Source organism: Micromonospora sp. WMMD1128 (assembly GCF_027497235.1).
GTDB lineage: Bacteria > Actinomycetota > Actinomycetes > Mycobacteriales > Micromonosporaceae > Micromonospora.
Genome location: NZ_CP114902.1, coordinates 2,803,291 through 2,829,582 on the forward strand (window position 1 = coordinate 2,803,291; position 26,292 = coordinate 2,829,582).

The following is a 26,292-nucleotide window of genomic DNA, read 5'->3' on the forward strand; positions in this document are numbered from 1 at the left end:
GTGGTAGACACGGCAGGGTGCGCAGACGTACGGCAGCGGTCCTGGTCGTGGTGGTCGCGGCCCTCGCCGCCGCCTGCCAGCGACCGGCGCCGCGACCGGCGCCCACGCCGACCCCGACCGGCCCCCGCGCCCCGGCGGACGTCGTCGACCTGGCCACCGTCGACCCGAGCATCCGCACCGACATCAGGTACGCCACCGCGCACAACTTCGTCGGCCGGCCGATCGACGGCTACCCGGAGCCGCTCTGCCTGCTCACCCGTCGGGCCGCCGAGGCGCTGCACCGGGTGCAGGCCGCCGCGCTCGCCCGGGGCCGCAGCCTGAAGGTGTACGACTGCTACCGCCCACAGCGGGCGGTGGACGAGTTCGTCGCCTGGGCGAAGCGCCCCGACGAGCAGCAGATGAAGGCGGAGTTCTATCCCGACCTGCCGAAGGACCGGCTCTTCGCCGACGGCTACCTCGGCGCGCCCACGGCGCACAGCCGGGCCAGCACGCTCGACCTGACGCTCGTCCCGGTGCCCACCCCCGGGCAACCCGACTACACCCCCGGCCAGCCCCTGCGGCCCTGCACCGCCCCGGCCGGCGACCGTTTCGCCGACGACTCGGTCGACATGGGCACCGGCTTCGACTGCTTCGATCCCCGGGCGCACACCGCCGACGTACGGGTCATCGGCGCCGCCCGCGCGAACCGCGAGCTGCTCCGGGAGTTGATGACCGGGGAGGGGTTCGAGAACTACCCGCGCGAGTGGTGGCACTACCGGTACGTGGACGAGCCGTACCCGGACACCTGGTTCGACTTCCCGGTGGCCCGCTCGTCGTTGCGGTGACGGGGGTAACCTCATGATCCACACCGGTCGGACGGCAGGTGACCGCCACCCCGCGCGGGTGTCGGGCGCCCGGTGACCGACACCCGCGCGGAAGGATGCCTGTGGAGACCGAACGGATCGGCCCGCCGCTGCTGGCCGGCGAGCGGGAGACGCTGCGCGCGTTCCTCGACTTCCACCGGGCCACGCTGGCCCTCAAGTGCGAGGGCCTGACCGACGAGCAGTTGCGCCGGCAGTCCTCGCCGCCGTCGACGCTGTCCCTGCTCGGCCTGGTCCGGCACATGGCGGAGGTGGAACGCACCTGGTTCCGGCGCGTCATCAACGCCGAGGACATCCCGCTGGTCTGGTCCGACACCGGTGACTTCCAGGCCGCGTACGACGCGGCCGACGCCGACCGCGCGGAGGCGTTCGAGGCGTGGCGACGGGAGGTCGAGCACGCCCGGCGGATCGAGCGGGCGGCCGAGTCGCTCGACGTGACCGGCCACCAGGCCCGCTGGGGCGAGGACGTCTCGCTGCGCCTGGTGATGGTGCACATGCTGCACGAGTACGCCCGGCACAACGGCCACGCCGACCTCCTCCGCGAGGCCCTCGACGGCACCGTCGGGGTGTAAGGCGGGGGCCCCGGTTAACGCCTGCGGTAGAAGAGGGGCCCCCTTTTAACATGTCGATCATGGACGCGTGGGACCGAGGTCCCGCGCGCCGGGTCCTCCGGCCCTGCCACCCGCCCGCTCCGGCGAGAAGCGTGGGGGTTGACAAACGGCGTGAGGAGGAGCCATGAAGGCTCTCGTGTACGGCGGTCCGGGCGAGAAGTCCTGGTCCGAGATCGCGGATCCCACCATCGCCGGCCCCCGGGACGCGATTGTCCGGGTCGACGCGGCCACCATCTGCGGGACCGATCTGCACATCCTCGGCGGGGACGTGCCCGAGGTCCAGCCGGGCCGGGTGCTCGGCCACGAGGCGGTCGGCACGGTCGTGGCGGTCGGTGACGGGGTCGCCAACCTCGTCCCGGGCGATCGGGTCCTCGCCTCCTGCATCTCCGCGTGCGGCGTGTGCCGTTACTGCCGGGACGGCGTGTACGGGCAGTGCCTCGGCGGCGGCGGATGGATTCTCGGGCACACCGTCGACGGCGTGCAGGCCGAGTACGCCCGGATCCCGTTCGCCGACCTGTCCACGTACCGCCTGCCGGAGAGCGTCTCCGACGAGGCGGCCGTGCTGCTGGCCGACATCCTGCCCACCGCGTACGAGGTCGGCGTGCTCAACGGCGGGGTGCGCCCCGGCGACACCGTCGTGGTGGTCGGCGCCGGCCCGATCGGCCTGGCCGCGATCCAGACCGCCCGGCTCTTCTCGCCGACCCACGTGGTCGCCGTGGACAAGGCGCAGAGCCGGCTCGATGCGGCGAAGCGATTCGGTGCCGACCTGACCGTGCTCGCCGACGACGACCCGCTCGAAGCGGTCCGCTCGATCACCGGCGGGCTCGGCGCGGACGTGGCGATCGAGGCGGTCGGCGTGCCGGCCACCTTCGAACTGTGCGCCACGCTGGTCCGCCCCGGCGGCCGGGTCGCGAACGTCGGCGTGCACGGCGCCCCGGCGACGCTGCACCTGGAGCGGCTCTGGATCCGCGACGTCACCATCACCACCGGCCTGGTGGACACCCGCACCACGCCGAAGCTGCTGGACATGCTGGTCGCCGGCCAGCTCGACACCGCGCACATGGTGACCCACCGGTACACGCTGGACCGGATCATCGAGGCGTACGACGTGTTCGCCCGGCCGGCCGAGACCGGCGCGCTCAAGGTGGCGCTCACCCGTTGAGGGGTGTTAAGCGGGGCCCCCGCCTATACCGGATGCGTTAAGCGGGGCCCCCGCCTTACACCCGCAGCGGCAGCCAGGCCAACACGTCGGCGATACGCGCGTCCCAGTACGCCCAGTCGTGGTCGCCCGGACCGAAGTCGACGGTGACCGGCCGACCGAGCCGCCGCGCGGTGTCGACGAACAGGACGTTGTCGTCGTGGAGGAAGTCCTCGGTGCCGCACGCGACGTAGAGCGCCGGCAGGTCGTCGCCGGCCCGTTCCAGCAGCACCACGGTGTCGTCCTCGTCGGGCGGGGTGCGGTCGCCCCAGACGGTGTGCCAGACCGCCGGGTCGAGCGGGCTGGTCGGGTGGTGACGTCGACGCACCACGTCGAGCGCGCCGGAGAGGCTGGCCGCCGCGGCGAACCGGTCGGGGTGGCGCAGCGCCCACTTCATCGCGCCGTAGCCGCCCATCGACAGACCGGCGACGAACGTGTCCTCCCGGCGGGTCGACAGGCGGAAGAACGACCGGCACACCTCGGGCAGTTCCTCGCTGAGGAACGTCCAGTATTTGTTGCCGTGCTCCTCGTCGCGGTAGAAGCTCCGCTGCACCTGCGGCATCACCACGGCCAGGCCGAGCGGGGCGACGTAGCGTTCGATCGACGAGCGCCGGGTCCACGCCGTGTCGTCGTCGGTCAGGCCGTGCAGCAGGTAGAGCACCGGCGGTTCGCCGTCACCGACAGCCCCGGCCATGCCGATCCCGGCCGTGCCGCGGTCGGGCAGCAGCACGGTCATCGAGGTGCCCATGCCGAGCGCCTGGGAGAAGAAGTCACAGCGGATCCGGGCCATGAGCCGGCAGCGTACCCCCGGTCCCGATGGAGGCCGGATGCACCGTTCCTATTGCCGCGGGCCGTCCCGGCGGGTCAGGATGGCCTTGCGTGCCGGAAACGTGTTCGTAACCTGCGCGCTGCTGGTCTCTGTCACGAGGAAGTGGGAGTCAGGCATGAGCGACGTCTCGGCGGCACTGGGTGTGCGCCTCTACCCGGATCTGGTCGAGCCCGGCGGCCTGGCCCCCGCGCTCGCGCGGACCGCGACCGCGCACCGGCTCGACGTCGGCCAGGTCAGCGCTCCCGAGCAGGGCCGCAGCCGGTTCACCTGCGCCGAGTTGACCTCCGGCCGGGGGGTGGTCTGCGTCAGCCTCGGCGCCCAGGCCCGCTACTTCATGATCGACCTGCGGATCGACGGCGAGGTCCAGGCCCGCGGCGACGCCACCGACCTGCTCCAGGTCGCGCAGGTGGCCGACGCCTGGCGGGCCGGCGCCACGCTCGCCGAGCTCACCGCGCGGTTCCCGTTCATGGAGCAGATGAAGCGCCACCCGGTCGCCCAGGCCGGCTAGGGTCGCCGAGCATCCGTGGTCGCCCGGGCGACCACGCACGAAGCCGGCGCCGGTCACGCCTGACCGGCCCGCCGGGTGAGGCCGATCGCCGTCGTCAGGTGCGACACGCCGGCCGGTGCCGGGCCGCCGCGCGCCACCTCGCCGATCACGGTACGCGCCAGCGGTCGCATCCGGATCTCGTCGGGCGCGATCCGGTCGGCCTCGGTCAGGGCGCGGCCCGCCCGGAGCAGGTCACCGATCTGGAGGTACGCCCGCGCGGCGTCGACCAGGTGCGCGGCCCGGTGCTCGACGGGCAACCGCCGCCAGCCGTCCGTCCCGATGACCGCCTCGTGCCGGGCGACCGCCTCGCCGCCGTCACCGAGTTCGACCGCCGCCGCCACGTGCGCCACCTGCACGGTCGCCGGCCCGAACCCACCGAGGTGCGGGTCGTGGCGGTCGTCGACCCGCCCGGCGATCTCGGCGGCCAGCCCGAGCCACTCCGCGGCGCTGTGCGCGTCGCCGCAGGACGCTGCCGCGAGAGCCGCCTCGACCCAGAGTGTCCCGCCGAGCGTCGGCCCCGCCGACGACCGGTCGTGCGCCGCGGCGATCCGGTTCGCGGCGGCGATCGTCACCATCGTCGCCAACCGCCCGCGCCCCGTGGCCCGTAGCGCCTGGCCCAGCGGCACCGCCGCGACCGCGGTCCATCCCGGGTCACCGGCGGCCACCGCCACGGCCCGGTCGGCCGCCAGCCACGCCACGTCCGGCTCGCCCAGCTTCACCAGCACCGACGCCGTGATCCGGTAGACCCGCACCAGCAGACCGGTCGTGCCGTGCCCGCCACCGGCGGCGTGCGCGCGTCGCGCGGCGTCGAGCAGGTCGGGCACCAGCCGCATCACCTGCGCATGACGTGCGTGCTGGTACGCCGACCACGCGTGCTCCACCCGCCGACCCAGGTCGGGCGTCGGCGCCGCGGATCCGGTCGCGGCCCGCGGCAGGTCGTAGCGCGCCAGCGCGGCCCGCAGGCCCTCCACGCCCTCGACGTCGACGCTGCCCGCCGGCCGCGACTCCCGACCCACAAGCGTCGCCGGTTCCACCCGCAGCACCCTGGCCACGTCCTGGATGACGGAGAACCGATCGAGGCTACGCACACCACGCTCGACCTTGTCGACCCAGCTCTTCGACTTGCCCAGCCGGTCGGCGAGCATCTGCTGGGTCATCCGACGCCGGATCCGCCACTGTGCGACCCGCCGGCCGACCGGCACCTCACCGCTGGTCACGACGCCGCCGGTCGGGCACCGCGGTGGTCGTCTCCTCGACCGGTATCCGGTCCGCCTCGGCCTGCGCGAGGAGCCGTTGTCGCGCCGCCTCCCGCTCGGCCTCCTGAATCTGCTCGCCCCGGCTCACCGTCGGCTTGTCACCACGCTTGCGCATACCCACCTCCGTTGTTGGAGGGTGTCGGCGGGTTCGTGAAGGACCGTCACCGTCACCCTCGACGATGGACGCGGTTTGTGGTGGAAGTGGCGCTCTTCCGACAAGCCGGCCATGAGGTCAGCATCCAGCGATTGAGCGACGACGGTCGAGAACCAACGCGTCCGCTACCGACGTGCGGACAATGCGCGGACGGCGGCCTCAGCCTGATCGACGAGGGCGGTCGTGCGGGTGACCCGTCCGAGGCTCTCGGCCCGTTCATAGATGGCGAACGCCTCGTCCACGTCGCCGGTGTCCGCGAGCGCCGCTGCGAGACGCAGGAGGTAGGGGCCGGTCCACGCCGCGCCGCACGACTCCGCCGGCAGCCCGGTCAGCCCGCGCCGCAAGTGTTCGATCGCGTCCGCATTCCAGCCGAGGAGCCGGTAGGCGAGACCACGCTGCATGGCCAGATAGGCGGACGAGTGGAAGTAGATCCACGGCGGTTCACGGTCGGGTGCCTGGCTGGCCGTCTGGCTCAGTTCGACGGCTCTGTCGAGCAGATCCGTGACGGCGCTCGTGTCGCCGATGAGGGCGTGACCACGGGCTTGCTGCTGCGTCGCGATGGCCCGTACGCCGGGACTCGCGGGTTGTCGGGCCGCTGCGGCGGACAGGTCGATCATCGCCTCCGCGCGGCGTTCCGACCAGGCCAGATGCCCACGCATGCTCAGGACGGTGGCGGTCATGTCCGGGTTTCCGGCTTCCGTGCCCCACTCCAGCGCGACGCCGTACCACCGGCCAGCGAGACGGCCTCTGTCGCTCGCGGCGTACAACCAGCCGCCGAACTGGGCCCACTGCGCGGCGACGTCGACGACCTGCGACCGGAGCGCGCCGGCGGTCTCGGCCACCAGCGTGCTCACCATGTCCAGTTGGGCGCGAACCGTCGGCAGCAGCGACGTGGCGCCCAGGTTGTCTTCGAGCCGGCGGTGTGCGGCGAGCGAATCGACCAACGCGTGCAGCGTGGCGGCATCGATCCGGCGAGGATAGCGGGTGACGTAGGCCCACCTTTCCGGATCGGCCGGTGGAGGTGCCGGACGCAGCATGCTCGACAGAAGGCCGTTGGTGTCGAGCGTCGCGTCGAGACGGCCGGCCAGGTCGACGGTCGGCTGGCGTCGCCCTGTCTCCAAGTCGTGCAGGTGCCCCCGGCTGGACAGAACGAGCGGGGCGAGTTGTCGCAGCGAGAGGCCCGCCGCCGTGCGGAGCCGACGCAGCTCGGCACCGAACCGACCGTCGATGACGGGTGGCATGACCGGCGATCCTCATCTCCACGGATGCGGGCGCACGCCCGCGGGACCGATGTCGGGCTACCACTTCGGACGGTACACCCGATCCGGCTTCCGCAGGTGTCACCACGCGTACGGAGAGCAACTCGCGCTGCTTCGTGGTGCGATCAGGGCTGGGGAATATCGCGTTGCTGTCTCCGTTGCGGCGCCCGTACCGTGATCGGGCAACGTCAGCCCGATCCACCCGGGGGAGCCCACCGTGTCGCAGCAGAATCGCACCCGAGCCGAGCGGCCCGCGCCGCGCGCCGGTGCCCTGCTCTCCACACCGGGTGCCGGCCGTCGCCGAGACCGATCGTGGCGCTACGACGTCCGGGAGTTGCTTCCATCGGCGGGCGGACGAACGACCGCGTAGGTTCGAAGCCGCGGCGTCCGATCCACGGTCACCGGGTGCAGTTGACGAGCGCCCGCACCTGGTAGAGGCCCGGCCACGGCTGCGTCGCGAAGTTCCCGCCGGGGCTGCACTGCGTGGCCGGATCGAATCCGTCCGCGCTGGCCTGGGCCCACGCGTCGTTCGTGGCGTAGTAGAGCGCGGTGAAGTAGTTGTTGTTCAACCCGAGACCCACGTAGGACCTGGTTTCGGCGGCCTGGGCCGGGCCACCGACCAGGACGCTTGCGGACACCGCCCCGGCCAGCACCGTGGCTGCGGCGATCCGACGAAGTGCGGGCATGCGGGCTCCTCCTGCTCGATCCGACGCCCGAGCCTGACAGACACATAGACGCATTGACAAGCCTGCCCCGCGAGCAAGGAGATGACGATGGGTTTCACCCCGCTGGCCGGTACCCGGGCGCCGGTCCGGGTCTGGACCGACCCGTACGCGATCGAGGCGCAGGCGGCCCGGCAGCTGCGCAACATCGGCGCGCTGCCCTGGGTGCAGGGCGTCGCGGTGATGCCGGACGTGCACTTCGGCAAGGGCGCGACCGTCGGCTCGGTCATCGCCATGCGGCAGGCCGTGTCGCCGGCCGCGGTGGGCGTCGACATCGGTTGCGGCATGTCCGCGGTGCGTACCTCGCTCACCGCCGCCGACCTGCCCGACGACCTCGGGCCGCTGCGGTCGGCGATCGAGGCCGCCATCCCGGTGGGCTTCGCGATGCGCGACGACGCGGTCGACCCGCGCCGGGTACGCGGGCTGGAGCAGGCCGGCTGGGACGACTTCTGGCGGCGGTTCGGCACGCTCGACCGGAGGGTGGCGCAGCTCCAGACACGGGCGCAGCGGCAGCTCGGCACGCTCGGCGGCGGCAACCACTTCATCGAGGTCTGCCTCGAACAGGGTGGCCCGGACGACGGTCGGGTCTGGTTGATGCTGCACTCCGGCTCCCGCAACATCGGCAAGGAGCTGGCCGAGCGGCACATGGCGGTGGCCCGCGGGCTGCCGCACAACACCGACCTGCCCGACCGTGATCTCGCGGTGTTCCTCGCCGGCACGCCGGAGATGGACGCCTACCGGCGGGACCTGTGGTGGGCGCAGGAGTACGCGCGGCGCAACCGGGCGGTCATGCTGGCCGTGCTCGGCCAGGTGGTCCGGGAGGCGTTCCCGCAGGTCGGCTACGACGAGGCGATCTCGTGCCACCACAACTACGTGGCCGAGGAGCGCTATGACGGGGTGGACGTGCTGGTGACCCGGAAGGGCGCGATCCGGGCCGGCGCGGGCGACCTGGGCATCATCCCGGGCTCGATGGGCACCGGCTCGTACATCGTGCGGGGGCGGGGGAACGTCGACGCGTACTGCTCGGCGTCGCACGGCGCGGGGCGGCGGATGTCGCGGGGGCAGGCGAAGCGGACGTACAGCACCGCTGACCTGGCCGCGCAGACGGCTGGCGTGGAGTGCCGCAAGGACGCCGGGGTGGTCGACGAGATCCCCGGCGCCTACAAGGACATCACCGAGGTGATGGCCCAGCAGGAGGATCTGGTCGAGGTGGTCGCCCACCTCAAGCAGGTGGTCTGCGTGAAGGGCTGAGGCAGGGCCGGCGTCGAGGGGGCGCCGGCCCTGCCGGGCGGTCTCATCGGTCCTCGTCCTCGTCGTCGACCCATTCGAGCAGGTCACCCGGTTGGCAGTCGAGGACGCGGCACATGGCCTCCAGGGTGCTGAATCGAACGGCCTTGGCGCGGCCGTTCTTCAACACGGCGACGTTTGCCGGGGTGAGCCCGACGCGTTCGGCGAACTCACCGACGCTCATCTTGCGCTTGGCCAACTCGACGTCGATGCGCACGACGATGGGCATCAGATCACCGCTTCCATGTCGGTGCGCAGCGTGGTGGCCTGCCGCAGCAGCGCGCGCATCACGACCATCAGCAGGCCGAGCACGGTGACCCCGGTGGTGAGCAGGAGGAGCAGCAGCGGCAGGCCGGGATCGTTCGCGTTGAACCCCACCCAGAGGAAGACGCCGAGGAGCGTCACCCAGGCGGCGGCGACGGCCCAGACGATTCCGTCGACCCATGCCAGGGACGCCTCGGTGAAGATGCGGTCCCGCTTGACCAGGGTGAGCAGCTGCCAGGTGCACACGATCACCACCTGGACGCAGAGCACCCAGAACACGGTCACCGCGGTCGCCGGCCAGCGCAGGTGCGCGTCGTCCGGGTTCTCCCGGGCCATGTACGCGAACTGCCCGGGCAGCGACATGGTCTGGAACAGCAGCAGGATGCCGAACAGCAGGACGAGGAAGGCGCGGAGTGCCATTACCGCGCGCTCAGTAGTCACCATATATCGACTATCGCTCGCAACCTATCGAAAGTCAATCGGTTCGGTTGAGGCGCACTCAGCCGTACACCGGGTGTTCGGCCTGGAAGGCCAGCCGGTGGTCGGCGCCGGCGGCCAGTTCGGCGAGCACGTCGTCGAGGTCCAGGAACGTCTGCCACGGCTCCTGCCCGGTGATGCCGGCGAGCCGGTCCACCACGAGCTGCTCCAAATCGGTGACCCGGCGGCCCTTCCACACCTTGTCGGCGAGGCTGACCAGCAGGTCCTCCAACTGCACGCCGGGGGCGTGCCAGGCGGCGTGGGTGGCGGCGAAACGGGCCCGCTCCTCGGGTACGCCGAAGCGCAGCAGCAACTGGTAGCCGGCCTCCTCGTGCGCCGAGCCGGGGCCGGTCAGCTCGGCCGGATGCTCGACCTTGCCGAGGTCGTGCACGGCGGCGCCGAACAGCACCGCCTGCCGGTCGAACGGCACCGCCCCGAAGCGCTCGGCGAACGCGGCGGTGAGGTGCCAGGCGACGTCGTGCACCAGCCGCAGGTGCGCGCCGAGCCGGGGCGGCGCGTCCAGGGCGGCCAGCAGCTCGACGGCCACGCCGGGCAGCGGGAGCAGCGGCGGGTCACCCGGCTCGGTCAGGGCCCGGTGCAGCGCGTCTGAGGTCACCGGGGCGAGGGTACCCGGCGGCGTGCGGCTCACCACCTGTGGTGACCGAGTGGCCGACGGTGAACGGTCCACTCATCCGATCCCGCCGCGATCGTCCGGTCAGGAGGGTGAAGCGACACCTATCACGGGGGAGACCGCATGACCGGAATGAATCGTCGTACGCTGCTGCGCGCCGCCACGCTTACCGGCGCCGCCGCCGCGACCGGGCTGGCCGGCGGGCTGGTCGCCGCCACGTCCGCCGCCGCCGCCGAGGCGGTGAACGGGCCGTGGCTGGTGAGCGTCGGCTGGGGTGTGCTCCAGGTCGACCCGGGCCGCACCACGCCACGGGGGCTGCTCGACGACGGCAACCACGCCAAGGCGTCACCGGACGGCCGGTACGTGGCCTGGGTGAACACGGCCTGGTCGGGCGACGGCACGCTGCTGCCCTACGTCGCGGTGTACGACCGGGTCACCGGCCAGCGGCGCACGCTGCTCGCCGACCCGCCCGGCGTCCTCTACGGCGCTCCCACCTGGTCGCCGGACGGGAAGGAGATCGCCCTGGTCACCGGGGCGCAGGAGGACACGCTGATCGCCGTCGACGTGGCCACCGGCGGCACCCGGGTGCTGGTCCAGGGGCACTCCATGCGGGACCCGGACTGGTCCCGCGACGGCTCGATGATCGTCATGCAGTGGCGCAGCCGGTCCGAGGGCCTGCAGCTGCGCGTGCTGGAGGTGGCGACCGGCACCGTGCGGCGGCTCTACGCGCCGCAGGCGGGGGAGCGGATCAACAGCCCGGTGTTCACCCCCGACTCCCAGCGCGTGGTGTTCTGCACCACCCGCTGGTATCCCGACCTGCCGGTCAACAACCAGTCGCTGGCGTCGGTGCGGCTCGGCGGCACCGGCCTGAAGCAGCTCACCGACGAACCGCGGTTCTACCTGTCGCCGGTGTTCTCCCCGGACGGGCGTTACTGCGCCGCGCTGTCCATCCCGCCGGAGAACGAGTACCCCGACGGCGGCAACATCATCGTCTCCACCAGCGGCTTCGGCGAGCCGTGGTGGGTCCCCGGCGACGAGTACGACGACAGCTCCCGGCTGGACTGGGCGCGGGCGATCTGACGTACCCCATCGACGCGGCGGCCGGACGACCGGCCGCCGCGTCGGCGTGCTCCCGGGGTGGTGTGCACGCCAGCGGCGGTGATGGTGCGAGGCTTGGGGCGGACGCCGCCGACGGGGCCGGCGACCGCCGTGGGAGGTGTGATGGCCGAGCCGCCGACCGGGGCGTCCGCGCACCGCGCGCAGGCGCACGGCCGGCACGCCAACCACCGCAGCTACCACGACGGCGCGCAGGTCGACGGGTACGTCGACGACCCGTACCACCGGGTGCGCCGGGGCGTCGCGGCCCGGTTGGTGGCCGACGGGGTGACCGGCGGCGGGCCGGTGCTGGAGTTGGGCTGCGGGCCGCGCGCCATGCTCGACCCGGCAGCGCTGTCCGGCCCGCTCGTGCTCGCCGACATGGCCGAGACGGCGCTGGGCACGGCCCGGCGGGCGGCCGGCGGCCGGGCGCTGCCGGTCTGCCTGGACGCCACCCGCGGGCTGCCGTTCCGGGCGGGCAGCTTCGCCGGGTTGCTCGCCGGTGAGCTGATCGAGCACGTCTACGACCCGCTGGCGCTGCTGCGGGAGTGTCACCGGGTGCTGGCCCCGGACGGCCTGCTGGTGCTCACCACGCCGAACCTGGCCCCGGCGCAGGACCGGTTGGCGTTCCTCGCCGGGCGGGCACCGCGCCAGGTCGACCCGCTGCACCCCTACCTGTGGCTGCACATCCGCCCGTTCACCGCGTCGCTGCTGCGTCGGGCCTTGCGTCGGGCCGGGTTCACCCCGCTGGCGATGCGCTCCAACGAGGTCGGCTGGCGGCTGCCGGGCGGGCGGTGGGTCTCCTCGCGGTGGCTGGCCCGGGCGGCCCCGGGGCTCGGCGGATCGCTGATCTGCGCGGCCCGGCGGCGCGCCGCGCCGCCACCGCCCGGAAACAGCGCGTGATTACGCATTGACAAAGGGCTATCATGGAGGCTCTGTCGTGGACCGGGGGATGTCATGGCGCGCCTGCTCGGCTGGGTCGTCAGCAGTCTCGACGCGTTCATCGGTCTGGTGCTGGCGGTCACGGTGGCCGTCCTCGGCCTGACCAACACGGTCGGCCAGGACGTGGTCAACAGCGCCATCCTGCTGGTCCTCGCCCTGCTCGCGCAGGCGGTGCTGCGTGACCGGCTGCGCCGTCGCACCGCCGAGCAGGAGGTCCGTCAGGTCATCGTGGACACCCGGGAGCGGCTCACCGCCCTGGCGCCGTCGATGCGGGAGCTGACCGGCCCGGAGGGCACCCTGAGCCGGGCCCGGGAGGCGATCCACAGCTCGTCGATGGTGCGCGTGCTGCACGGCAGCGAGGTCGGCCAGGCGCTCGACGAGGCACGTCAGCACACCGACAGGTGGGACTTCAAGGGCGGCACTGGCACCTACCTCCGCGCGGTCACGCTGCCGGAGTGCGTGAAGCACGCCCGCCGCCGCAACGCCACCCTCACCCTCGCCGTCGAGATCATCGACCCGACCGACGAGGAGGTCTGCGAGCGGTACGCGCGGTTCCGGCGCAGCCTGGAGTCGGGCGAGTCGGCGAAACCGGTCGAGCCGTGGACGGTCGACCGCACCCGCAAGGAGTCGTACGCGACGGTGCTCGCCGCCTGCTGGCACCTGCAACGGTCCGGCCTGCTCACGGTCGACATCCGGCTCTCCGCCCAGATGACCACGTTCCGCTACGACCTCTCGTCCTCCTGCGTGGTCATCACCCAGGAGAACCCGCAGACGCCGGCGCTGCGGATCGACCGCGGTGAGGTCTACTACAACCGGTTCAACATCGAGCTGGACTACAGCCGCCGGCAGAGCCGGCGGGTGCCGGTCGAGTCGGCCGGCCAGGTCAGGCTCGACGACGAGCCGTCGGTCGAGCAGGTCCGCCGGCTGTTCACCGCGCTCGGGCTGACGCTGCCCCGGTCGTTCGGCGACCGGGAGGTGGCCGACGTCGTGCGCAAGGCCCTCCAGGCGAGGAACCCGTACGCATGACCAGCTACGCCGAACTGGCACGGGAGATCGACCGGGGCACCCGGCCGGAGTTGCTGCGCGGCTGGGTGCTTGAGGTGCTCGGCGACGTCGCCGACGGGCGACGGCCGCTGCGCGCGGTCCGGCACCCGCTCGGTTTCACCTGCCTGCCGGTGGAGCGCGACGGCCCGGACGGGATCTGCGTGCACGCCTGGCCGGCCGAGCCGCCGCCGGTGCGCCCCACCACCTCGGCCGTGCACTCGCACAGCTGGGACCTGCTCAGCCACGTGCTGCACGGCTCGGTCCGCAACGAGCTGATCGACGTCACCGACGCGCCCGCCGACCCGTCCTGGCGCGTCTACGAGGTGCACAGCCTCGGCGAGGTGGACGAGGTGGCGGCCACCGACCGGCTGGTCACCGCCATGACCGCGACCGTGGAGACGCACACGACCGGCGCCTCGTACGCGCTGCGCGCCGGCGGGTTCCACACCTCCGAGGTCACCCCCGGCGCGCCGGCGGTGACCGTGGCGCTCGGCCGGACCACCCCCGGCGCGTGCGACCTGAGCCTCGGCGCGGTGGACGGGCGCAGCCACCGCGTACGCCGGGACCGCTGCGACGCGGCGGAGACCGCGCGGATGGCGCGGCAGATCGCGCGACTTGTGGCACGGGGCTGACTGGCTGGAGGAGCCATGGACGTGGAGCCGAACAGAGGCGGACCCGACCTGCGCGACGCGCACCGGTTCGCGGTGCAGGCGGCCCGGGCGGCCGGCCGGTTGCTGCGCGGGGGCCTGCGCGGGGAGGTGCACGCCCGGGCCAAGGACGACTCCGGTGACCTGGTCACCGACCTCGACCTGGCCGCCGAGCGGCTGATCGTCGACCGGATCCGGGCCCGCTGGCCGGCACACGGGGTGATCGCCGAGGAGGGTGGCGAGTACGCGCCGGACACCGCCTGGGCGTGGCTCGTGGACCCGCTCGACGGCACCAACAACGTGGCGATCGGGCTTCCGGCCTACGTGGTGGGCATCGCCCTGTGCCGGGACGGTTCACCGGTGCTCGGCGTGGTGCACGACCCGGTCGCCGGCCGGACCTGGTCCGCGGTGCGTGGCCGGGGCGCGTTCGTGCACGGTGCCGACGCGGTGGGCCGACCGCTGCGCGCCGCGCGCCGGGAGGTGCCGGCCGCGCCGGTGCTGGCCTGGACCCAGGGGCACGGGGTACGCCGGGACGACAGCACCGCCCGGGCGTTGAAGGTCGTCCTCGACAGCACCGCCCGCCGGGTGCTGCAACTGTGGGCGCCGCTGCTGTCCTGGGTGATGCTGGCCCGGGGCGACATCGACGGCATCGTCGGCTACCACCCCGAGGCGGTCGACCTGCCGGCCGGGATGTTGCTGGCCGCCGAGGCCGGGATGGCCGTGCGCGCGCTCGACGGCGGCACGTTCGACGACAGGTACGGCACCCCGGCGGACCGGCGCAGTTTCGTGGCCGGCCCGCCGGAGACGATCGACCGGCTGGTCAAGCTGGTCACCGCGGCGCAGTGGATCGAACCGCAGGTGCGCCGCCTCACCCCGGTCAGTCTCGGCTCGGTCGGCTGGTGAGCTGACCGCCCGGCCGGGGCAGCCGCTCGGCCAGGAAGTCGTCCCAGGTCCGTACGCCCCGGGTCGCGCCCGGCCGGGCCAGGTTCGCCCCGTCGCGGTAGGCCCGTCCGGCCCTGCCGGGCAGGCGCACCGGCAGCCGCAGCCGGCGCCGCCCGGTGGCAGCCAGATAGCCGGCCAGCAGGTCGTCGAGGCCGAGCGTGGCCGGCCCGGCCAGGTCGGGCGCCAGCCCGGCCGGCGCGCCGAGCGTCAGTTCCACCAGCCGCGCGGCCACCTCGGCGGCGTCGACGGGTTGCAGCCGCAGGCCGCCGGGGACCGGCACCACCGGCAGCTTCGCCATCGCGGACAGCATGGTCAGCACCAGGTCGTGGACCTGCGCGGCCCGCAGCACCGTCCACGGCAGGCCGGAGTCGACGACGGCCCGCTCGGCGTCGAGCTTGGCGCGCAGCCAGGCCAGCGGCACCCGGTCGACGCCGGTCACCGAGATGTGCGCCAGGTGCGTCACCCCGGCCCGCCGCGCGGCGTGGACCAGGTTCGCGGCGGCCCGGTCGTCGCCCTTCGCGCCGCCGGCCAGGTGCAGCACGGTGGCCACACCGTGCAGCGCAGGTTCCAGCTCCGAACCGGTGGTCAGGTCGGCGGTCACGTGGGTGACACCGTCACCCGGCGGGCCGCCGCGTCGGCTGAGCACGCGGACCGGGTGGCCGGCCGCCCGCAGCAGCGGCACGACGTGCCGGCCGAGCGTACCGGTGCCGCCGGTGACCAGAATGGGTGCGTTCATGTCGTCCTCCGGGATCGGTTGCCGTACCCGGTCGACCCGCGGCGCCCCGCCCGTGTGACGAATGTGATCGGCGTCACCCGCCGTCACACCGCTCGCCGGCCGCGGGTCGGACGGTGAGGAGAGGGAGGCCACGATGGACGGGCACACCTGGCTGGTGGAACGGTTCGAGCGGGAGCGACCCCGCCTGCGCGCGGTGGCCTACCGGCTGCTCGGCTCACTGACCGAGGCCGAGGACGCCGTGCAGGAGACCTGGCTGCGGCTGGCCCGCACCGACGCCGACGCGGTCGACAACCTGGACGCCTGGCTGACCACGGTGGTGGCCCGGGTCAGCCTGAACACGCTGCGGTCGCGCGCCGCCCGCCGGGAGGACCCGCTCGACGTACGCCTGCCCGACCCGGTGGTCGAGACGCCGACGCCGGACGTGGACCCCGCGCACGCCGCGGTGCTCGCCGACTCGGTGGGCCTCGCGCTGCTGGTGGTGCTGGACACGCTCAACCCCACCGAGCGGCTCGCGTTCGTGCTGCACGACATGTTCGGGGTGCCGTTCGACGAGATCGGCCCGCTCGTCGACCGCTCACCGGCGGCGGCCCGGCAGCTCGCCAGCCGGGCCCGCCGCCGGGTACGCGGGCAGGCGCCCACGCCCGACCCGGACCTGGCCCGCCAGCGGGCGGTGGTGGACGCCTTCCTGACCGCCGCCCGCGACGGCGACTTCGACGCGCTGATCGAGGTGCTGCACCCGGACGTGGTGCTGCGGTCCGACGGCGGGACCGCCCGCGCCCGGCACACGACCGTGCTCACCGGCGCGCGTGAGGTGGCCGCGCAGGCCACCACGTTCGGCCGGCTCTTCCCGTTCGCCCGGCCGGTGCTCGTCAACGGCGCCGCCGGGGTGCTCGTCAGCGCCGGCGGCCGGCCGCTGTCGGTGATGGCGTTCACGGTCACCGGCGGGCGGATCGCCGCGGTGGACGTGATCGCCGACCCGCACCGGCTGGCCGCGCTCGGCCGCACCGACTGAGCCCTCCGCCTCGGGCTGTTCCGTCGCCCGGTCAGGGCACGACGACCAGGTTGGCCATGTCCACCACCGGCCGGAAGCCCAGCCGGGCGTAGAGCCGGTTCGAGGCCGGGTTCGCCTGGTCGGTGAAGAGGCACACCCGGACGCCCTCGGCGCGCAGCCCGCGACTGACCTCGGCGACCGCGTTGCCGGCCCACCCGCGCCCACGGTGCTCCGGCGGCGTGTAGACCGGGCCCACCCGGGCGACGCCGAACGCCGGCGCGTTCGCGGCGGTGAGATGCACCGGACGGCCCGCCCCGTCGGTCCAGAACCAGATCCGGCCGCTGCGGATCCAACGCAGCAACTCGCCCCGCTCGGGTGTGGCGTGGGCGCTGGCGCCGCGCGGGCGTCCCGCCTGCTCGTCGGCATCGGCCATGAACGCGTCGAACCAGGCGGTGACCAGGTCCACGTCGTCCGCGCCGGCCACCGCCAGCGCGCCCGGCGCCGGCGTCGGCGGCACGAGTGTGTCCAGTTCGTGCAGCCGGGTGTGCTGGGCGACCTCGACCCGGCCGCCGCCCAGACGCGCCACCTCGGCGGCGCAGTAACGGGCCGCCGGCAGCGCGCCGTTGACCGCCGACACCATCTCGCCGCGCTCGTGCCAGGTCCGGGCCAGCGCGACCGCCGCCTCCGCCGGCATCGGCAGCAGGAACGGCGCGGTCCGCATCCCCGCGCCCACCACCGCGCCGGAGGCGTCCCGGACCACCAGCCACCAGTCGTCCTCCGGCAGTGCGATGCCGTCGGCCCTGCGGGCCGCCATCCGGTGCGCGACGGAGGCGACCACGGTGTTGAGCACCGGGTCGGCGGCCAGGTGGTTGCCGGCGGCGTCCAGGAACTCACCGGGGTCGGCGTGGAAGTGCAGGGTGGCGGTCATGCGGGCACGTTAGTTGCTGGCCGCTGCCCGGCCGTAGCCGTTTTTCCGCCCGGCCGGTGTCAGTTGCCGTCCGTCCGAGGCCGGCTCCCGCCCGGCCGGCGCCGCTGGCTCAGGCGGCGGCCAGCTCGGCGAACCAACGGCCGCCCGCCTTGTGCAGGTCCCGCACGGCCAGCCCGGCCGCGGCGGCCGGCCCGTGCACCGCCCGGGTGTCCAGCCGCGCCCAGCCGAAGCTGGGCCCCCGCCGCCGGCCGGACACCACGTGCGCCTCGCCCTGCCAGGCGCCGCTGCCGGGCGGGTCCAACTCCACAAGCACCGCGCCGTCCGGGCGCAGCAACTCCCGGCACCGGCGCAGCAACCGGGCCGGGTCGCCGCCGATACCGATGTTGCCGTCCAGCAGCACCACGTGCCGCCACCGGCCCTCCGCGGGCAGCGGCCCGAACAGGTCGGCCCGCACCGCGACCGCGCCCCGGGCCCTGGTCAACGCCACCGCCCGCGCACAGACGTCCACCCCGACTGTGGTGACGCCGGCCCGGGTCAACGCCGCTGCGACCCGTCCCGGCCCGCAACCCAGGTCCAGCGTCGGGCCGTGGCAGCGGGCCACCACCGCGACGGTGGCCGCCTCCGCCGGGCCGTGCCACCGCTCCACCGGCAGCCGCCGGCGGACCCCGTCGGCGTGCACCAGCCAGTGCACACCGGTCCGCCACCGCAGCGCACCACCGAAGCCGTCCGGGGCTCGCAAGCCCGGCTCGCTCCTCGCGCTCGCGGGGCCGGTCTGCGTTCGCGACTGCGGGGCTCGCAACCCCGGCTCACTCCTCGCGCTCACCGGGCACCGCCGGCAAGCACCGCCGGCCGTGCCGCGGCCACCGCGCGGGCGAACCGGCCGCCGGGCGTGGACCGGGCCACCGCCAGCGCGTCGGCCCAGTCGTCCACGTCGCGCAGCGTGGGCAGCGCGTCGACCCGCAGGCCGGCGTCGACAAGCGCCGCCCAGGTGAGCCGGCAGGTGGCGGCGGTGGACATCGGTACGCCGCGCAGCGCCGCCGCCCGCTGTGGGTCGCGCAGGCCCAGCCCCCACCAACCACCGTCCGCGGCCGGGCCGAGCACCGCGTCCACGCCGGGCACCGACAACCGGTGTACGGCGTCAGCGAGCCGTGCCGGCGTCACCTGCGGCGTGTCCATGCCGATCTGCACCACCGGCCGCCCCGGGTAGGCGTCGGCCACGTCGGCGTGCGCGTACGCCAGCCGGTCGGCCAGGCCGTCGCCCCGCTGCGCCAGCACCGGCCAGCCCGTGACGGCGGCGGCCAGGCCGGGACCGTCCTCGCCGTCGGCGAGGCGCCCGGCCAGCGCCAGCACCGGCACCACGCCCTCGGTGGCGGCCACCGCGGCCACCGTGTCACGCAGCGCGGCGGCGGCGATCCGGGCCGCCTGCGTCGGCGTGGCCGGCGGGCAGAGCCGGGTCTTCACCGCGCCCGGCACCGGGGCCTTCGCCACCACCAGCAGCACGGTCACCGGGGACCCTCCACACTGCGCAGCACCGCGAGGAAGTCGCGGGTGGCCCGCACCGTGCCGCGTACCGAGCCGGACACCTTGGACTTCGTGCCGGCGGCGCGCGGGGCGTACCGTACGTCCCGCTCGTGGATCCGCCAGCCCGCCGCCGCGGCCCGGATCATCAGCTCCAGGGGATAGCCGAACGCCCGGTCGGTGACCCCGAGCCCGAGCAGCGCCTCGCGCCGGGCGACCCGGATCGGGCTGAGGTCGCGCAGCGGCACCCCACGTTGCCGCAGCAGCGCGGCGACGAGCGCGGTGCCGGCCCGCGCGTGCCACGGCCAGGCCCCGGTGGACACCGGCCGGCGGCGGCCCACCGCCAGGTCGGCCGTGCCGGCGGCCACCGGGGCGACGAGCGCCGGCAGCTCACCCGGGTCGAACGAGCCGTCCGCGTCCAGCACGCACACCAGCTCGGTCTCGGCGTGCGTCAACCCGGTGTGCACGGCCGCGCCGTAGCCGCGCCGGGGTTCGCGTACCACCCGCGCGCCGAGCCGGGCCGCCACCTCCGGCGAGCCGTCCCGGGAGCCGTTGTCCACCACGATGGCCCGGTAGCCCGGCGGCAGCGCGGTCAACACCCCGGGAAGGGCGGCGGCCTCGTCCAGGCACGGCAGCACCACGTCGATCTGTGTCCGCATGCCGCCGACGCTAGGCCGGCAGCCGCCCGGTTGAGCCCCGATCGTGCTTACGGAACCCTTACCGACCAGGTATTTCTTACCATCTCGTGACGGGCCGGCGATTGCCGTCCCGGCCGGCGCCGGCGGGCCGTACCGTGCGGTCGTCATGAGATCCGCACCCACGCTGCGCCGCGCCCCCGCCCCGGACCGCACCGGCCCCCCGCACCGGGGCGACCTGGCCGCGGTCGCCGTCGAGGTGGCGCTGCTCGCCGCCGCCGTCGTGGTCGGGCTGGTGCTCAACCGGCGCGGCGTCGGCCTGCACGCCGACACCGCGCCGCTGTACGCCACCTGGCGGCCACACCTCGGCTGGGGTACGCCGCTCGCGGCGCTCGTCGTGCTGGCCGTGCTCGGGCCGGGGCTGCGGTGGGCGCGTACCGCCCGATGGGGGCCGCTGCTGGCCGCCGGCTGGCTGGCGGCGGTGGCCTGGACGCTGGCGCTGGCCCTGGTGGACGGGTGGACCGTGGGGCTGGCCCGGCGGTTGACGCCGCAGGCGGAATACCTGCACGAGGTGCCCGGGGTGACCGACATCCCCCGGATGCTGGCCGGGTTCACCGACCGGATCCTCGACTTCCAGCCCGACTCCTGGTCCACCCACACCGCCGGGCACCCGCCCGGCGCGCTGCTGGTCTTCGTCTGGCTCGACCGGGTCGGGCTCGGGGGCGGCGCCGCCGCCGCGCTCTGCTGCGTGCTTGTCGGCGCGACGGTCGCGGTCACCGTACCGGCCACGCTGCGCGCGCTGGGCGCCGCCGACGCGGCCCGGGCGGTGTTGCCGTTCCTGGTGCTGCTGCCCGGGGCGGTGTGGCTGGGCGCCTCCGCCGACGCGGTGTTCACCGGCGTGGTCGCCGCCGGGCTGGCCCTGCTGGCGGTACGCGGGCCGCTCGCCGCGCTGGCCGGCGGGCTGCTGCTCGGCTTCGCGCTGCACCTGTCGTACGGGTTCGTGCTGGTCGGCGTGCTGGCGGTGACCGTGCTGGCGTTGCGGCCGGACCGCCGCCGGGAAGCCCTGCTCGCCGCCGTTGCCGGTGTCGCGGCGGTCACGGCGCTCTTCGTGCTCGGCGGTTTCCGCTGGTGGGAGGGGTACGAGCGGGTCGTCGAGCGCTACTACCAGGGTTGGGCGGCCGACCGCCCGTACGCCTACTGGGTCTGGGCGAACCTGGCCGCGCTGCTGCTCTCCGCCGGCCCGGTGCTCGGGCCGGCGCTGCGCCGCACCGCCGTCGCCGCCCGAGCCACCTGGCACGCCGTTGGCGGTCCCGGAGTCGTCGGGCACGCAGCCGTCGGGCAGGGAGTCGTCGGGCACGCCGTCGCCGGGCACGCCGTCGTCGGGCACGCCGTCGTCGGGCCTGATGCCGCCGGGCCTGATGCTGCCGGGCATGCTGTCGTCGGGCCTGCTGTCGTCGGGCCTGCTGTCGTCGGGCCTGATGCCGCCGGGTTGGTGAGGTCGGGCGCTGTGGAGGCTGGGCCGGCTGGCAGTCGCTTCCAGGGCTCCACGGGCGACGTGCCGTCATCGGTCGGCTGGCCGGCCCGGGCCCTCCGGGCGCGACGATTTGTCGGGCTCGGGCCGACGGTGCTGCTACCGGCCGCCGCCGCGCTGGTGGTGGCCGCCGCCGACCTGTCGGGAATGAGCAAGGCCGAAGTGGAGCGGATCTGGCTCCCGTTCGTGGTCTGGTTGCTCGTCGCCGTCGCGCACCTGCCCCCGCCGGCCCGCCGCTGGTGGCTGGCCGCCCAGGCACTGACCGCCCTGCTCGTCAACCACCTGCTCCTCACAGTCTCCTGACCACCCGAGGCATGTGTCCCGCCGACCGGGCACGAGCATGATTCGTCGATCATGGAGTTGTGGCGTCAGTGAATGCCGGCTACGCCCGTTATCGGAGGTGCCACAAGTCCAAGATCGCGGTGCGAGTGGGCGGCATCCCGCCTCCGATGCCGCGATCATGAGGTTGACGGCTCTGTTGATCTCGGCTGATGCCGCCAACCTCATGATCGACGTCGGGCCCCTTCGGTTGGATTTGGGGCGGGAGGAGAGCGCGTGGCGAGTTTCGGTCGATGATCGGCACCGGTTCGGTGAAGTGGTGGCATCCCCGCCGGCCGGATACCGCCACCTCGCCGAGCTGGCGTCCGGCCACCCAGCCACCCAGCCACCCGGCCACCCGGCCATCCGGCCATCCGGCCATCCGGCCATCCGGCCACCCGGCCATCTCGGCTAACTGCGTCACGCCACGGCGTCGCGCAGGTGGGAACCTGGGCCCGCCCGCCATTCGAGAGCAGGGCAACCGCCGGTTGACGTGCCCCGCGGGCCACCGCCCAGCCCGGCGCCGAGCCGAGCCGAGGGGTGTCAGGCGGGTTGAGGGGAGACGGTGGCGGGGGAGCGGAGGGGATCGGTCGCGAAGGCGGTCACGCCCTCGGTGAAGGTGACCCGCGCGGTGTAGCCGAGCAGCTCCCGGGCACGCGCCGGATCGGCCACCACGTGCCGGACGTCGGCCGCCCGCGCGCCGCCGGCGACCACCGGCTCCGGGCCGTCCATCGCCCGGGCCAGCGCCGTCGCCAGGTCGCCGACGGTGTGCGGCTCGCCGGAGCAGACGTTCACCGGCACCAGGCCCTCGGGCGGCGGGGCGGTCAGCGCCAGCAGGTTCGCCCGCGCCACGTCCGTGACGTGCACGAAGTCCCGGCGCTGCCGGCCGTCCTCCAGCACCGTCGGGGCCCGGCCGGCAGCAAGCGCGGAACGGAACAGCGAGGCCACCCCGGCGTACGGGGTGTCGCGGGGCATCCGGGGGCCGTAGACGTTGTGGTAGCGCAGCGCCCACACCCCGCCGCCGGTCTGCCGGGCCCACGCCGCGGCGTAGTGCTCCTGCGCGAGTTTGCTTGCCGCGTACGTGCTGCGCGGCTCCAGCGGCGCGTCCTCGGGCACCAGCGCCGGGGCGAGCGTGCCGCCGCAGTCGAGGCAGGTCGGGTCGTACCGGCCGGCGGCCAGGTCGGCGGCGCGGCGCGGGGCGGGCCGGACCACGCCGTGCCGGGCGCAGGTGTAGCGGCCCTCGCCGTAGACCACCATCGAACTCGCCAGGACCAGCCGGCGTACCCCGGCGGAGTGCATGGCGGCCAGCAGCACCGCGGTGCCGAGGTCGTTGTGTGCGGCGTAGTCGGGCGCGTCGGACGGGTCGAGTCCGTGCCCGACCATGGCCGCCTGGTGGCAGACCGCGTCCACGCCGGACAGCAGCCGGTCGAGCAGCGCGGCGTCGCGCACGTCGCCGACCACCGGGTCGTGCCGCCGGGACCACTCCGGCAGCGTCCCGCCGTGCGCCTGCGGCAGCAGGGCGTCCACGCAGACCGGCTCGTGGCCCTCGGCCGCCAGCAGGTCGGCGATCTGCGATCCGATGAACCCGGCCGCGCCGGTGACCAGTACCCGCATACCGGCCCACGCTAGGGCACCCGGGCCGGGTCGGAGGCCGGTTCACGCCGGACGTCAGCGGTCCGTAAGGGTCGGCGGCGGTAAGGCTTCGGTAATGCGGCAAACGCCGTCGCCGGCCGCCGTCGCGGTCTAGCGTCCCATCCCGTGACCACCACCGACGCCCCACCCCCGGACGAGCCGGGGTACGCCGCGCCGGCCCGGTTCTGGCGCGCCCTGGACCGGAGCCGTCCGCCTGGTGTCGACGCGGTCGGGCGGGCCTGGCGCAGCCCGGTACGCGGGCCGTGGCTGACCTCCGTGCTGGGTGCCGCGCTGCTGGTCACCCTGCCGCTGGTGGTGGTCACCGGGCTGCTCGACTGGATCGCCTACGGTCCCCGCTTCGACCAGGCGTTCCCCCGGGACGTGGGCTGGCTGCACCCGCCGGTGTTCGACTGGCCGACGCGCCCGGCCTGGCTGTTCCGGGTCACCCAGGGGCTGCACGTGACGCTCGGCATCGTGCTGGTGCCGGTGGTGCTGGCGAAGCTCTGGTCGGTCGTGCCGAAACTGTTCGCGTGGCCGCCGGCCCGCTCGGCGGCGCAGGTGCTGGAGCGGCTGTCGTTGCTGCTGCTGGTCGGCGGCATCCTGTTCCAGAGCGCGACCGGTCTGCTCAACGTCCAGTACGCATATTTGTTCGGCTTCGACTTCTACACCGCGCACTGGTACGGCGCGTGGGTCTTCACGGTGGCGCTCGTGGTCCACGTGGCGATCAAGCTGCCCCGGATGGTGACCGCGCTGCGCGGGCCGGGCTTCGCGCGTACCCCGGTGGCACGGACCCGGCCCGAGCCGGCGGATCCGGACGGCCTGGTGGCCCGCGACCCCGGGCCGGCGACGATGAGCCGCCGGGGGGTGCTGGCGCTCGCCGGCGGCGGCGCGTTGCTGCTGGCCGCGCTGACCGTGGGGCAGAGCGTGGACGCGCTGCGGCGTACCGCGTTGCTGCTGCCCCGGGGCCGGCGGGCCGACGACGGGCCGACCGGCTTCCCGGTCAACCGCACCGCCGCCGCGGCCGGCGTCACGGCCGACCGGGTCGGGCCGGGCTGGCGGCTGGCGCTGCGCGCCGGCGCCCGCACGGTCACGCTGGACCGGGCCGGGCTGCTCGCGCTGCCGCAGCACACCGCCACGCTGCCGATCGCCTGCGTGGAGGGCTGGTCGACGTCGCAGACCTGGACCGGGGTACGCCTGCGCGACCTCGCCGCGCTCGTCGACGCCGCCGGGGCCGGCGCGGCGCGGGTCCGGTCGCTGGAGCGCGGCGGGCTGTTCAGCCGGGCCACCCTGCACGGCGGCCAGGTGTCCGACCCGGACGCGCTGCTCGCGCTGCGTGTCAACGGCGTGGACCTGAGCCCCGACCACGGCTTCCCGGCGCGGGTCGTGGTGCCCGCGCTGCCGGGCGTGCACTGCACCAAGTGGGTGGAGGAGATCGTGTTCGATGGCTGAGTTCCGGCGGGCGTACGGCGCGGCGGCCTGGCACCTGCTGCTCCTGGTGGGCTGCTTCGCGGTGACCGGGTGGATCGCGCTGCGGCTGGCCGGCGAGCCGACCGCCGGCCGGATGCTGCTCTGGTTCCTCGGCGCGGTCATCGCCCACGACCTGGTGCTCTTCCCGTTGTACGCGGCCCTCGACCGGGCGCTGCGTCGCGCCGGCCCGTCGTTGCGCAACCACGTCCGGGTGCCGGCGTACCTGTCGGCGCTGCTGTTCGGGGTCTACCTGCCGACCGTGCTGGGCCTCGGCGACGGCACGTACGCGGCGGCCACCGGCCTGTCGCCCCGGCCCCTGCTCGGCCGCTGGCTGGCGGTCACCGCCGTGCTGTTCGCCGCGAGCGCGGCGCACTACGCCATCCGCCGCCCGCGCCGGCGCTGACGCGCGCCGGCCGTGCGGGCGCTTCCCGGGGCGGCGGTCAGGCGCCCGGGCCGACCAGCAGGGCGAGCACCGTGCCGGCGGTGGCGAGGGCGGCGAGCGCGGCGCTCGTCGCCACGAACCGGCCCAGCGGCACCGCCACGCCGGCGGCCCGGCACCGCTCGTACCAGATCAGCGTGGCCAGCGACGCCCACGGCGTGGCCAGCGGGCCGACGTTCGTGCCGACGAGCAGCGCCAGCAGTTGGGTGTGCCGGTCGGCGGCGATCACCGCCTCACCGGCCAGGTACGCGGGCAGGTTGTTCACCGCGTTGCTGAACAGCGCGCCGACGGCGCCCGCCCGCAGCGCGCCCTCCGCACCCGGGTCGGTGCCGATCAGCGCGCCCATCACATGGTCCAGGCCGTGTCGCCCGATGGTCTGCACCACCAGGAACAGCCCGGTCACGAACACCAGCAGCCGCCACGGCACCAGCGCCGGGCGCAGCCGGTGCCGGGCCCGTACCGCGAAACCGGCGACCAGGATCGCGGCGGCCACCCCGGAGGCGACGCCGATCTCCACGCCGGCCAGCACCCCGGCGACGAAGAGCAGGCAGGCGACGAGCGCGGTGCGGAAGACCACCCGGTCCGGTGGCTGGTAGGGCGGCGGCGGGACGAACGGGTCGGCGTCGGCGCGCGCCGGCCGCCAGTACCACCACCACAGCAGCAGCATGGTGACGGCGATGGCGACCACCTGCGGCCACCACATCCGCGCCGCCCACGGCAGCGGGTCCAGGCCGATCCGGTTGCTGGCCAGGATGTTCGTCAGGTTGGACACCGGCAGCAGCAGGCTCGCCGTGTTGGCCAGCCACACCGTGGTCATGGCCAGCGGCGTCGGCGGCACGTTGAGCGTCCGGGCCAGGGCGATCATCACCGGCGTGAGCAGCACCGCAGTGGTGTCCAGGTTGAGCGCGATGGTGGTCACCGACGCGACGACGACGCAGAGCCAGAACAGCGCCCGGAAGCTGCCCCGCGCGGTGATCGCCACCCGGGCGGCGAGCGCGTCGAAGACGCCCGCGATCGCGGTCAACTCGGCCAGCACCACCACCGTGCCGAGGAAGATCAGGATGGGGCCGATCCGGCGCATCGTGGCCTCGGCGTCCGCGCGCGGCAGCAGGCCGGTGAGGACGCAGAGCACGCCGGCCACGGCCAGCCCGATCGCGATCCAGTCCAACGGGTGCAGTTGCCGACGGGGCCGGTCCGGCGCGGCGGACGGCGGGTCGCCGACGGTCTCCACGAACGACGATCCTCGCACATCAGGTGTCGGAGGTCCGACCCGACGCGACCCCCGGTCCGAGCTGCCGTGGGTGTCGATCCGTTGACCGTCGGTGGTCATAA

29 protein-coding genes are annotated in these 26,292 nt (G+C 74.5%); 14 read left to right on the forward strand and 15 right to left on the reverse strand.

The window, feature by feature from the left end:
- Window positions 1–17 precede the first annotated feature (17 nt).
- The 3 genes from O7602_RS12800 to O7602_RS12810 all read left to right on the forward strand — a co-directional run bounded on the left by O7602_RS12800 (window position 18) and on the right by O7602_RS12810 (window position 2,633).
- A complete protein-coding gene (locus O7602_RS12800; RefSeq protein ID WP_281589066.1) occupies window positions 18–824 on the forward strand; it encodes a M15 family metallopeptidase in 807 nt (268 codons plus the stop codon).
- Window positions 825–925: 101 nt separating this feature from the next.
- Window positions 926–1,432: a DinB family protein gene (locus O7602_RS12805; protein WP_282293634.1), complete on the forward strand. Its 507-nt coding sequence runs from the start codon at window positions 926–928 to the stop codon at window positions 1,430–1,432.
- 163 nt (window positions 1,433–1,595) lie between these two features.
- A complete protein-coding gene (locus O7602_RS12810) occupies window positions 1,596–2,633 on the forward strand; it encodes a zinc-dependent alcohol dehydrogenase family protein (protein ID WP_281589070.1) in 1,038 nt (345 codons plus the stop codon).
- Between the two features lie 55 nt (window positions 2,634–2,688).
- On the opposite strand, the gene O7602_RS12815 is transcribed toward O7602_RS12810, so the two are convergent.
- A complete protein-coding gene (locus O7602_RS12815) occupies window positions 2,689–3,459 on the reverse strand; it encodes an alpha/beta hydrolase family protein (protein ID WP_281589072.1) in 771 nt (256 codons plus the stop codon).
- Between the two features lie 154 nt (window positions 3,460–3,613).
- On the opposite strand from O7602_RS12815, the gene O7602_RS12820 reads away from it, so the two are divergent.
- Window positions 3,614–4,006 carry a hypothetical protein gene (locus O7602_RS12820; RefSeq protein ID WP_281589074.1) on the forward strand — a complete coding sequence of 131 codons (393 nt, stop codon included), beginning with the start codon at window positions 3,614–3,616 and terminating at the stop codon, window positions 4,004–4,006.
- A 53-nt stretch (window positions 4,007–4,059) separates the two neighbouring features.
- Here the strand turns inward: O7602_RS12820 and O7602_RS12825 are convergent, their stop codons facing one another.
- The 4 genes from O7602_RS12825 to O7602_RS12840 form a co-directional block, all read right to left on the reverse strand.
- Window positions 4,060–5,262, reverse strand: a complete 1,203-nt coding sequence (locus O7602_RS12825; RefSeq protein WP_281589076.1) for a helix-turn-helix domain-containing protein — start codon at window positions 5,260–5,262, stop codon at window positions 4,060–4,062.
- Window positions 5,249–5,416, reverse strand: coding sequence for a hypothetical protein (locus O7602_RS12830; protein WP_281589078.1), 168 nt, complete (start codon window positions 5,414–5,416; stop codon window positions 5,249–5,251). Before O7602_RS12830 ends, O7602_RS12825 begins: the two co-directional genes overlap by 14 nt.
- 164 nt (window positions 5,417–5,580) lie before the next feature.
- Complete coding sequence (locus O7602_RS12835; protein WP_281589080.1) at window positions 5,581–6,696, reverse strand: helix-turn-helix transcriptional regulator; 1,116 nt, start codon at window positions 6,694–6,696, stop codon at window positions 5,581–5,583.
- A gap of 416 nt (window positions 6,697–7,112) precedes the next feature.
- Entirely contained in the window at window positions 7,113–7,400 is a 288-nt protein-coding gene (locus O7602_RS12840) for a hypothetical protein (protein ID WP_281589081.1), read from the reverse strand.
- A gap of 87 nt (window positions 7,401–7,487) precedes the next feature.
- On the opposite strand from O7602_RS12840, the gene O7602_RS12845 reads away from it, so the two are divergent.
- Window positions 7,488–8,687 (forward strand): RtcB family protein, encoded by a 1,200-nt coding sequence (locus O7602_RS12845; RefSeq protein WP_281589083.1) that lies wholly within the window; start codon window positions 7,488–7,490, stop codon window positions 8,685–8,687.
- 43 nt (window positions 8,688–8,730) lie between these two features.
- On the opposite strand, the gene O7602_RS12850 is transcribed toward O7602_RS12845, so the two are convergent.
- The 3 genes from O7602_RS12850 to O7602_RS12860 form a co-directional block, all read right to left on the reverse strand.
- Window positions 8,731–8,952 carry a helix-turn-helix transcriptional regulator gene (locus tag O7602_RS12850; RefSeq protein WP_281589085.1) on the reverse strand — a complete coding sequence of 74 codons (222 nt, stop codon included), beginning with the start codon at window positions 8,950–8,952 and terminating at the stop codon, window positions 8,731–8,733.
- Window positions 8,952–9,407, reverse strand: a complete 456-nt coding sequence (locus tag O7602_RS12855; RefSeq protein WP_281589087.1) for a DUF2975 domain-containing protein — start codon at window positions 9,405–9,407, stop codon at window positions 8,952–8,954. Before O7602_RS12855 ends, O7602_RS12850 begins: the two co-directional genes overlap by 1 nt.
- Before the next feature lie 79 nt (window positions 9,408–9,486).
- Window positions 9,487–10,080 carry an HD domain-containing protein gene (locus O7602_RS12860; protein WP_281589089.1) on the reverse strand — a complete coding sequence of 198 codons (594 nt, stop codon included), beginning with the start codon at window positions 10,078–10,080 and terminating at the stop codon, window positions 9,487–9,489.
- Between the two features lie 138 nt (window positions 10,081–10,218).
- On the opposite strand from O7602_RS12860, the gene O7602_RS12865 reads away from it, so the two are divergent.
- The 5 genes from O7602_RS12865 (at window position 10,219) to O7602_RS12885 (ending at window position 14,726) form a co-directional block, all read left to right on the forward strand.
- Complete coding sequence (locus O7602_RS12865) at window positions 10,219–11,175, forward strand: hypothetical protein (protein ID WP_281589092.1); 957 nt, start codon at window positions 10,219–10,221, stop codon at window positions 11,173–11,175.
- A gap of 141 nt (window positions 11,176–11,316) precedes the next feature.
- Window positions 11,317–12,093 (forward strand): class I SAM-dependent methyltransferase, encoded by a 777-nt coding sequence (locus O7602_RS12870; protein ID WP_281589094.1) that lies wholly within the window; start codon window positions 11,317–11,319, stop codon window positions 12,091–12,093.
- A gap of 54 nt (window positions 12,094–12,147) precedes the next feature.
- On the forward strand, window positions 12,148–13,158 hold the full coding sequence (locus O7602_RS12875; RefSeq protein ID WP_281589096.1) for a hypothetical protein: 1,011 nt from the start codon (window positions 12,148–12,150) through the stop codon (window positions 13,156–13,158).
- Window positions 13,155–13,808, forward strand: coding sequence for a hypothetical protein (locus tag O7602_RS12880; protein ID WP_281589097.1), 654 nt, complete (start codon window positions 13,155–13,157; stop codon window positions 13,806–13,808). Before O7602_RS12875 ends, O7602_RS12880 begins: the two co-directional genes overlap by 4 nt.
- A gap of 15 nt (window positions 13,809–13,823) precedes the next feature.
- The gene (locus tag O7602_RS12885) at window positions 13,824–14,726 is read left to right on the forward strand and encodes an inositol monophosphatase family protein (RefSeq protein ID WP_281589098.1); all 903 of its coding nucleotides are present in this window, start codon (window positions 13,824–13,826) and stop codon (window positions 14,724–14,726) included.
- On the opposite strand, the gene O7602_RS12890 is transcribed toward O7602_RS12885, so the two are convergent.
- Complete coding sequence (locus O7602_RS12890) at window positions 14,701–15,501, reverse strand: NAD(P)H-binding protein (protein ID WP_281589100.1); 801 nt, start codon at window positions 15,499–15,501, stop codon at window positions 14,701–14,703. The two genes, O7602_RS12885 and O7602_RS12890, sit on opposite strands and share 26 nt — an antisense overlap.
- A gap of 133 nt (window positions 15,502–15,634) precedes the next feature.
- On the opposite strand from O7602_RS12890, the gene sigJ reads away from it, so the two are divergent.
- Window positions 15,635–16,513, forward strand: coding sequence for an RNA polymerase sigma factor SigJ (gene sigJ, locus O7602_RS12895; protein ID WP_281589101.1), 879 nt, complete (start codon window positions 15,635–15,637; stop codon window positions 16,511–16,513).
- Window positions 16,514–16,544: 31 nt separating this feature from the next.
- Here the strand turns inward: sigJ and O7602_RS12900 are convergent, their stop codons facing one another.
- The 4 genes from O7602_RS12900 to O7602_RS12915 all read right to left on the reverse strand — a co-directional run bounded on the left by O7602_RS12900 (window position 16,545) and on the right by O7602_RS12915 (window position 19,597).
- Entirely contained in the window at window positions 16,545–17,420 is an 876-nt protein-coding gene (locus O7602_RS12900) for a GNAT family N-acetyltransferase (RefSeq protein WP_281589102.1), read from the reverse strand.
- A gap of 109 nt (window positions 17,421–17,529) precedes the next feature.
- Entirely contained in the window at window positions 17,530–18,129 is a 600-nt protein-coding gene (locus tag O7602_RS12905; RefSeq protein ID WP_348651331.1) for a methyltransferase domain-containing protein, read from the reverse strand.
- 110 nt (window positions 18,130–18,239) lie between these two features.
- On the reverse strand, window positions 18,240–18,926 hold the full coding sequence (locus O7602_RS12910; protein WP_281589106.1) for a DUF2064 domain-containing protein: 687 nt from the start codon (window positions 18,924–18,926) through the stop codon (window positions 18,240–18,242).
- Window positions 18,923–19,597: a glycosyltransferase family 2 protein gene (locus O7602_RS12915; protein ID WP_281589108.1), complete on the reverse strand. Its 675-nt coding sequence runs from the start codon at window positions 19,595–19,597 to the stop codon at window positions 18,923–18,925. Before O7602_RS12915 ends, O7602_RS12910 begins: the two co-directional genes overlap by 4 nt.
- A gap of 145 nt (window positions 19,598–19,742) precedes the next feature.
- On the opposite strand from O7602_RS12915, the gene O7602_RS12920 reads away from it, so the two are divergent.
- The gene (locus O7602_RS12920) at window positions 19,743–21,407 is read left to right on the forward strand and encodes a hypothetical protein (RefSeq protein WP_281589110.1); all 1,665 of its coding nucleotides are present in this window, start codon (window positions 19,743–19,745) and stop codon (window positions 21,405–21,407) included.
- 558 nt (window positions 21,408–21,965) lie between these two features.
- Here the strand turns inward: O7602_RS12920 and O7602_RS12925 are convergent.
- A complete protein-coding gene (locus tag O7602_RS12925) occupies window positions 21,966–23,036 on the reverse strand; it encodes an NAD-dependent epimerase/dehydratase family protein (RefSeq protein WP_281589112.1) in 1,071 nt (356 codons plus the stop codon).
- A 144-nt stretch (window positions 23,037–23,180) separates the two neighbouring features.
- On the opposite strand from O7602_RS12925, the gene O7602_RS12930 reads away from it, so the two are divergent.
- Window positions 23,181–24,503 carry a molybdopterin-dependent oxidoreductase gene (locus O7602_RS12930; RefSeq protein WP_281589114.1) on the forward strand — a complete coding sequence of 441 codons (1,323 nt, stop codon included), beginning with the start codon at window positions 23,181–23,183 and terminating at the stop codon, window positions 24,501–24,503.
- Entirely contained in the window at window positions 24,496–24,924 is a 429-nt protein-coding gene (locus tag O7602_RS12935; RefSeq protein ID WP_281589116.1) for a hypothetical protein, read from the forward strand. Before O7602_RS12930 ends, O7602_RS12935 begins: the two co-directional genes overlap by 8 nt.
- A gap of 37 nt (window positions 24,925–24,961) precedes the next feature.
- Here the strand turns inward: O7602_RS12935 and O7602_RS12940 are convergent, their stop codons facing one another.
- On the reverse strand, window positions 24,962–26,191 hold the full coding sequence (locus O7602_RS12940) for an SLC13 family permease (protein WP_281589118.1): 1,230 nt from the start codon (window positions 26,189–26,191) through the stop codon (window positions 24,962–24,964).
- Window positions 26,192–26,292 lie beyond the last annotated feature (101 nt).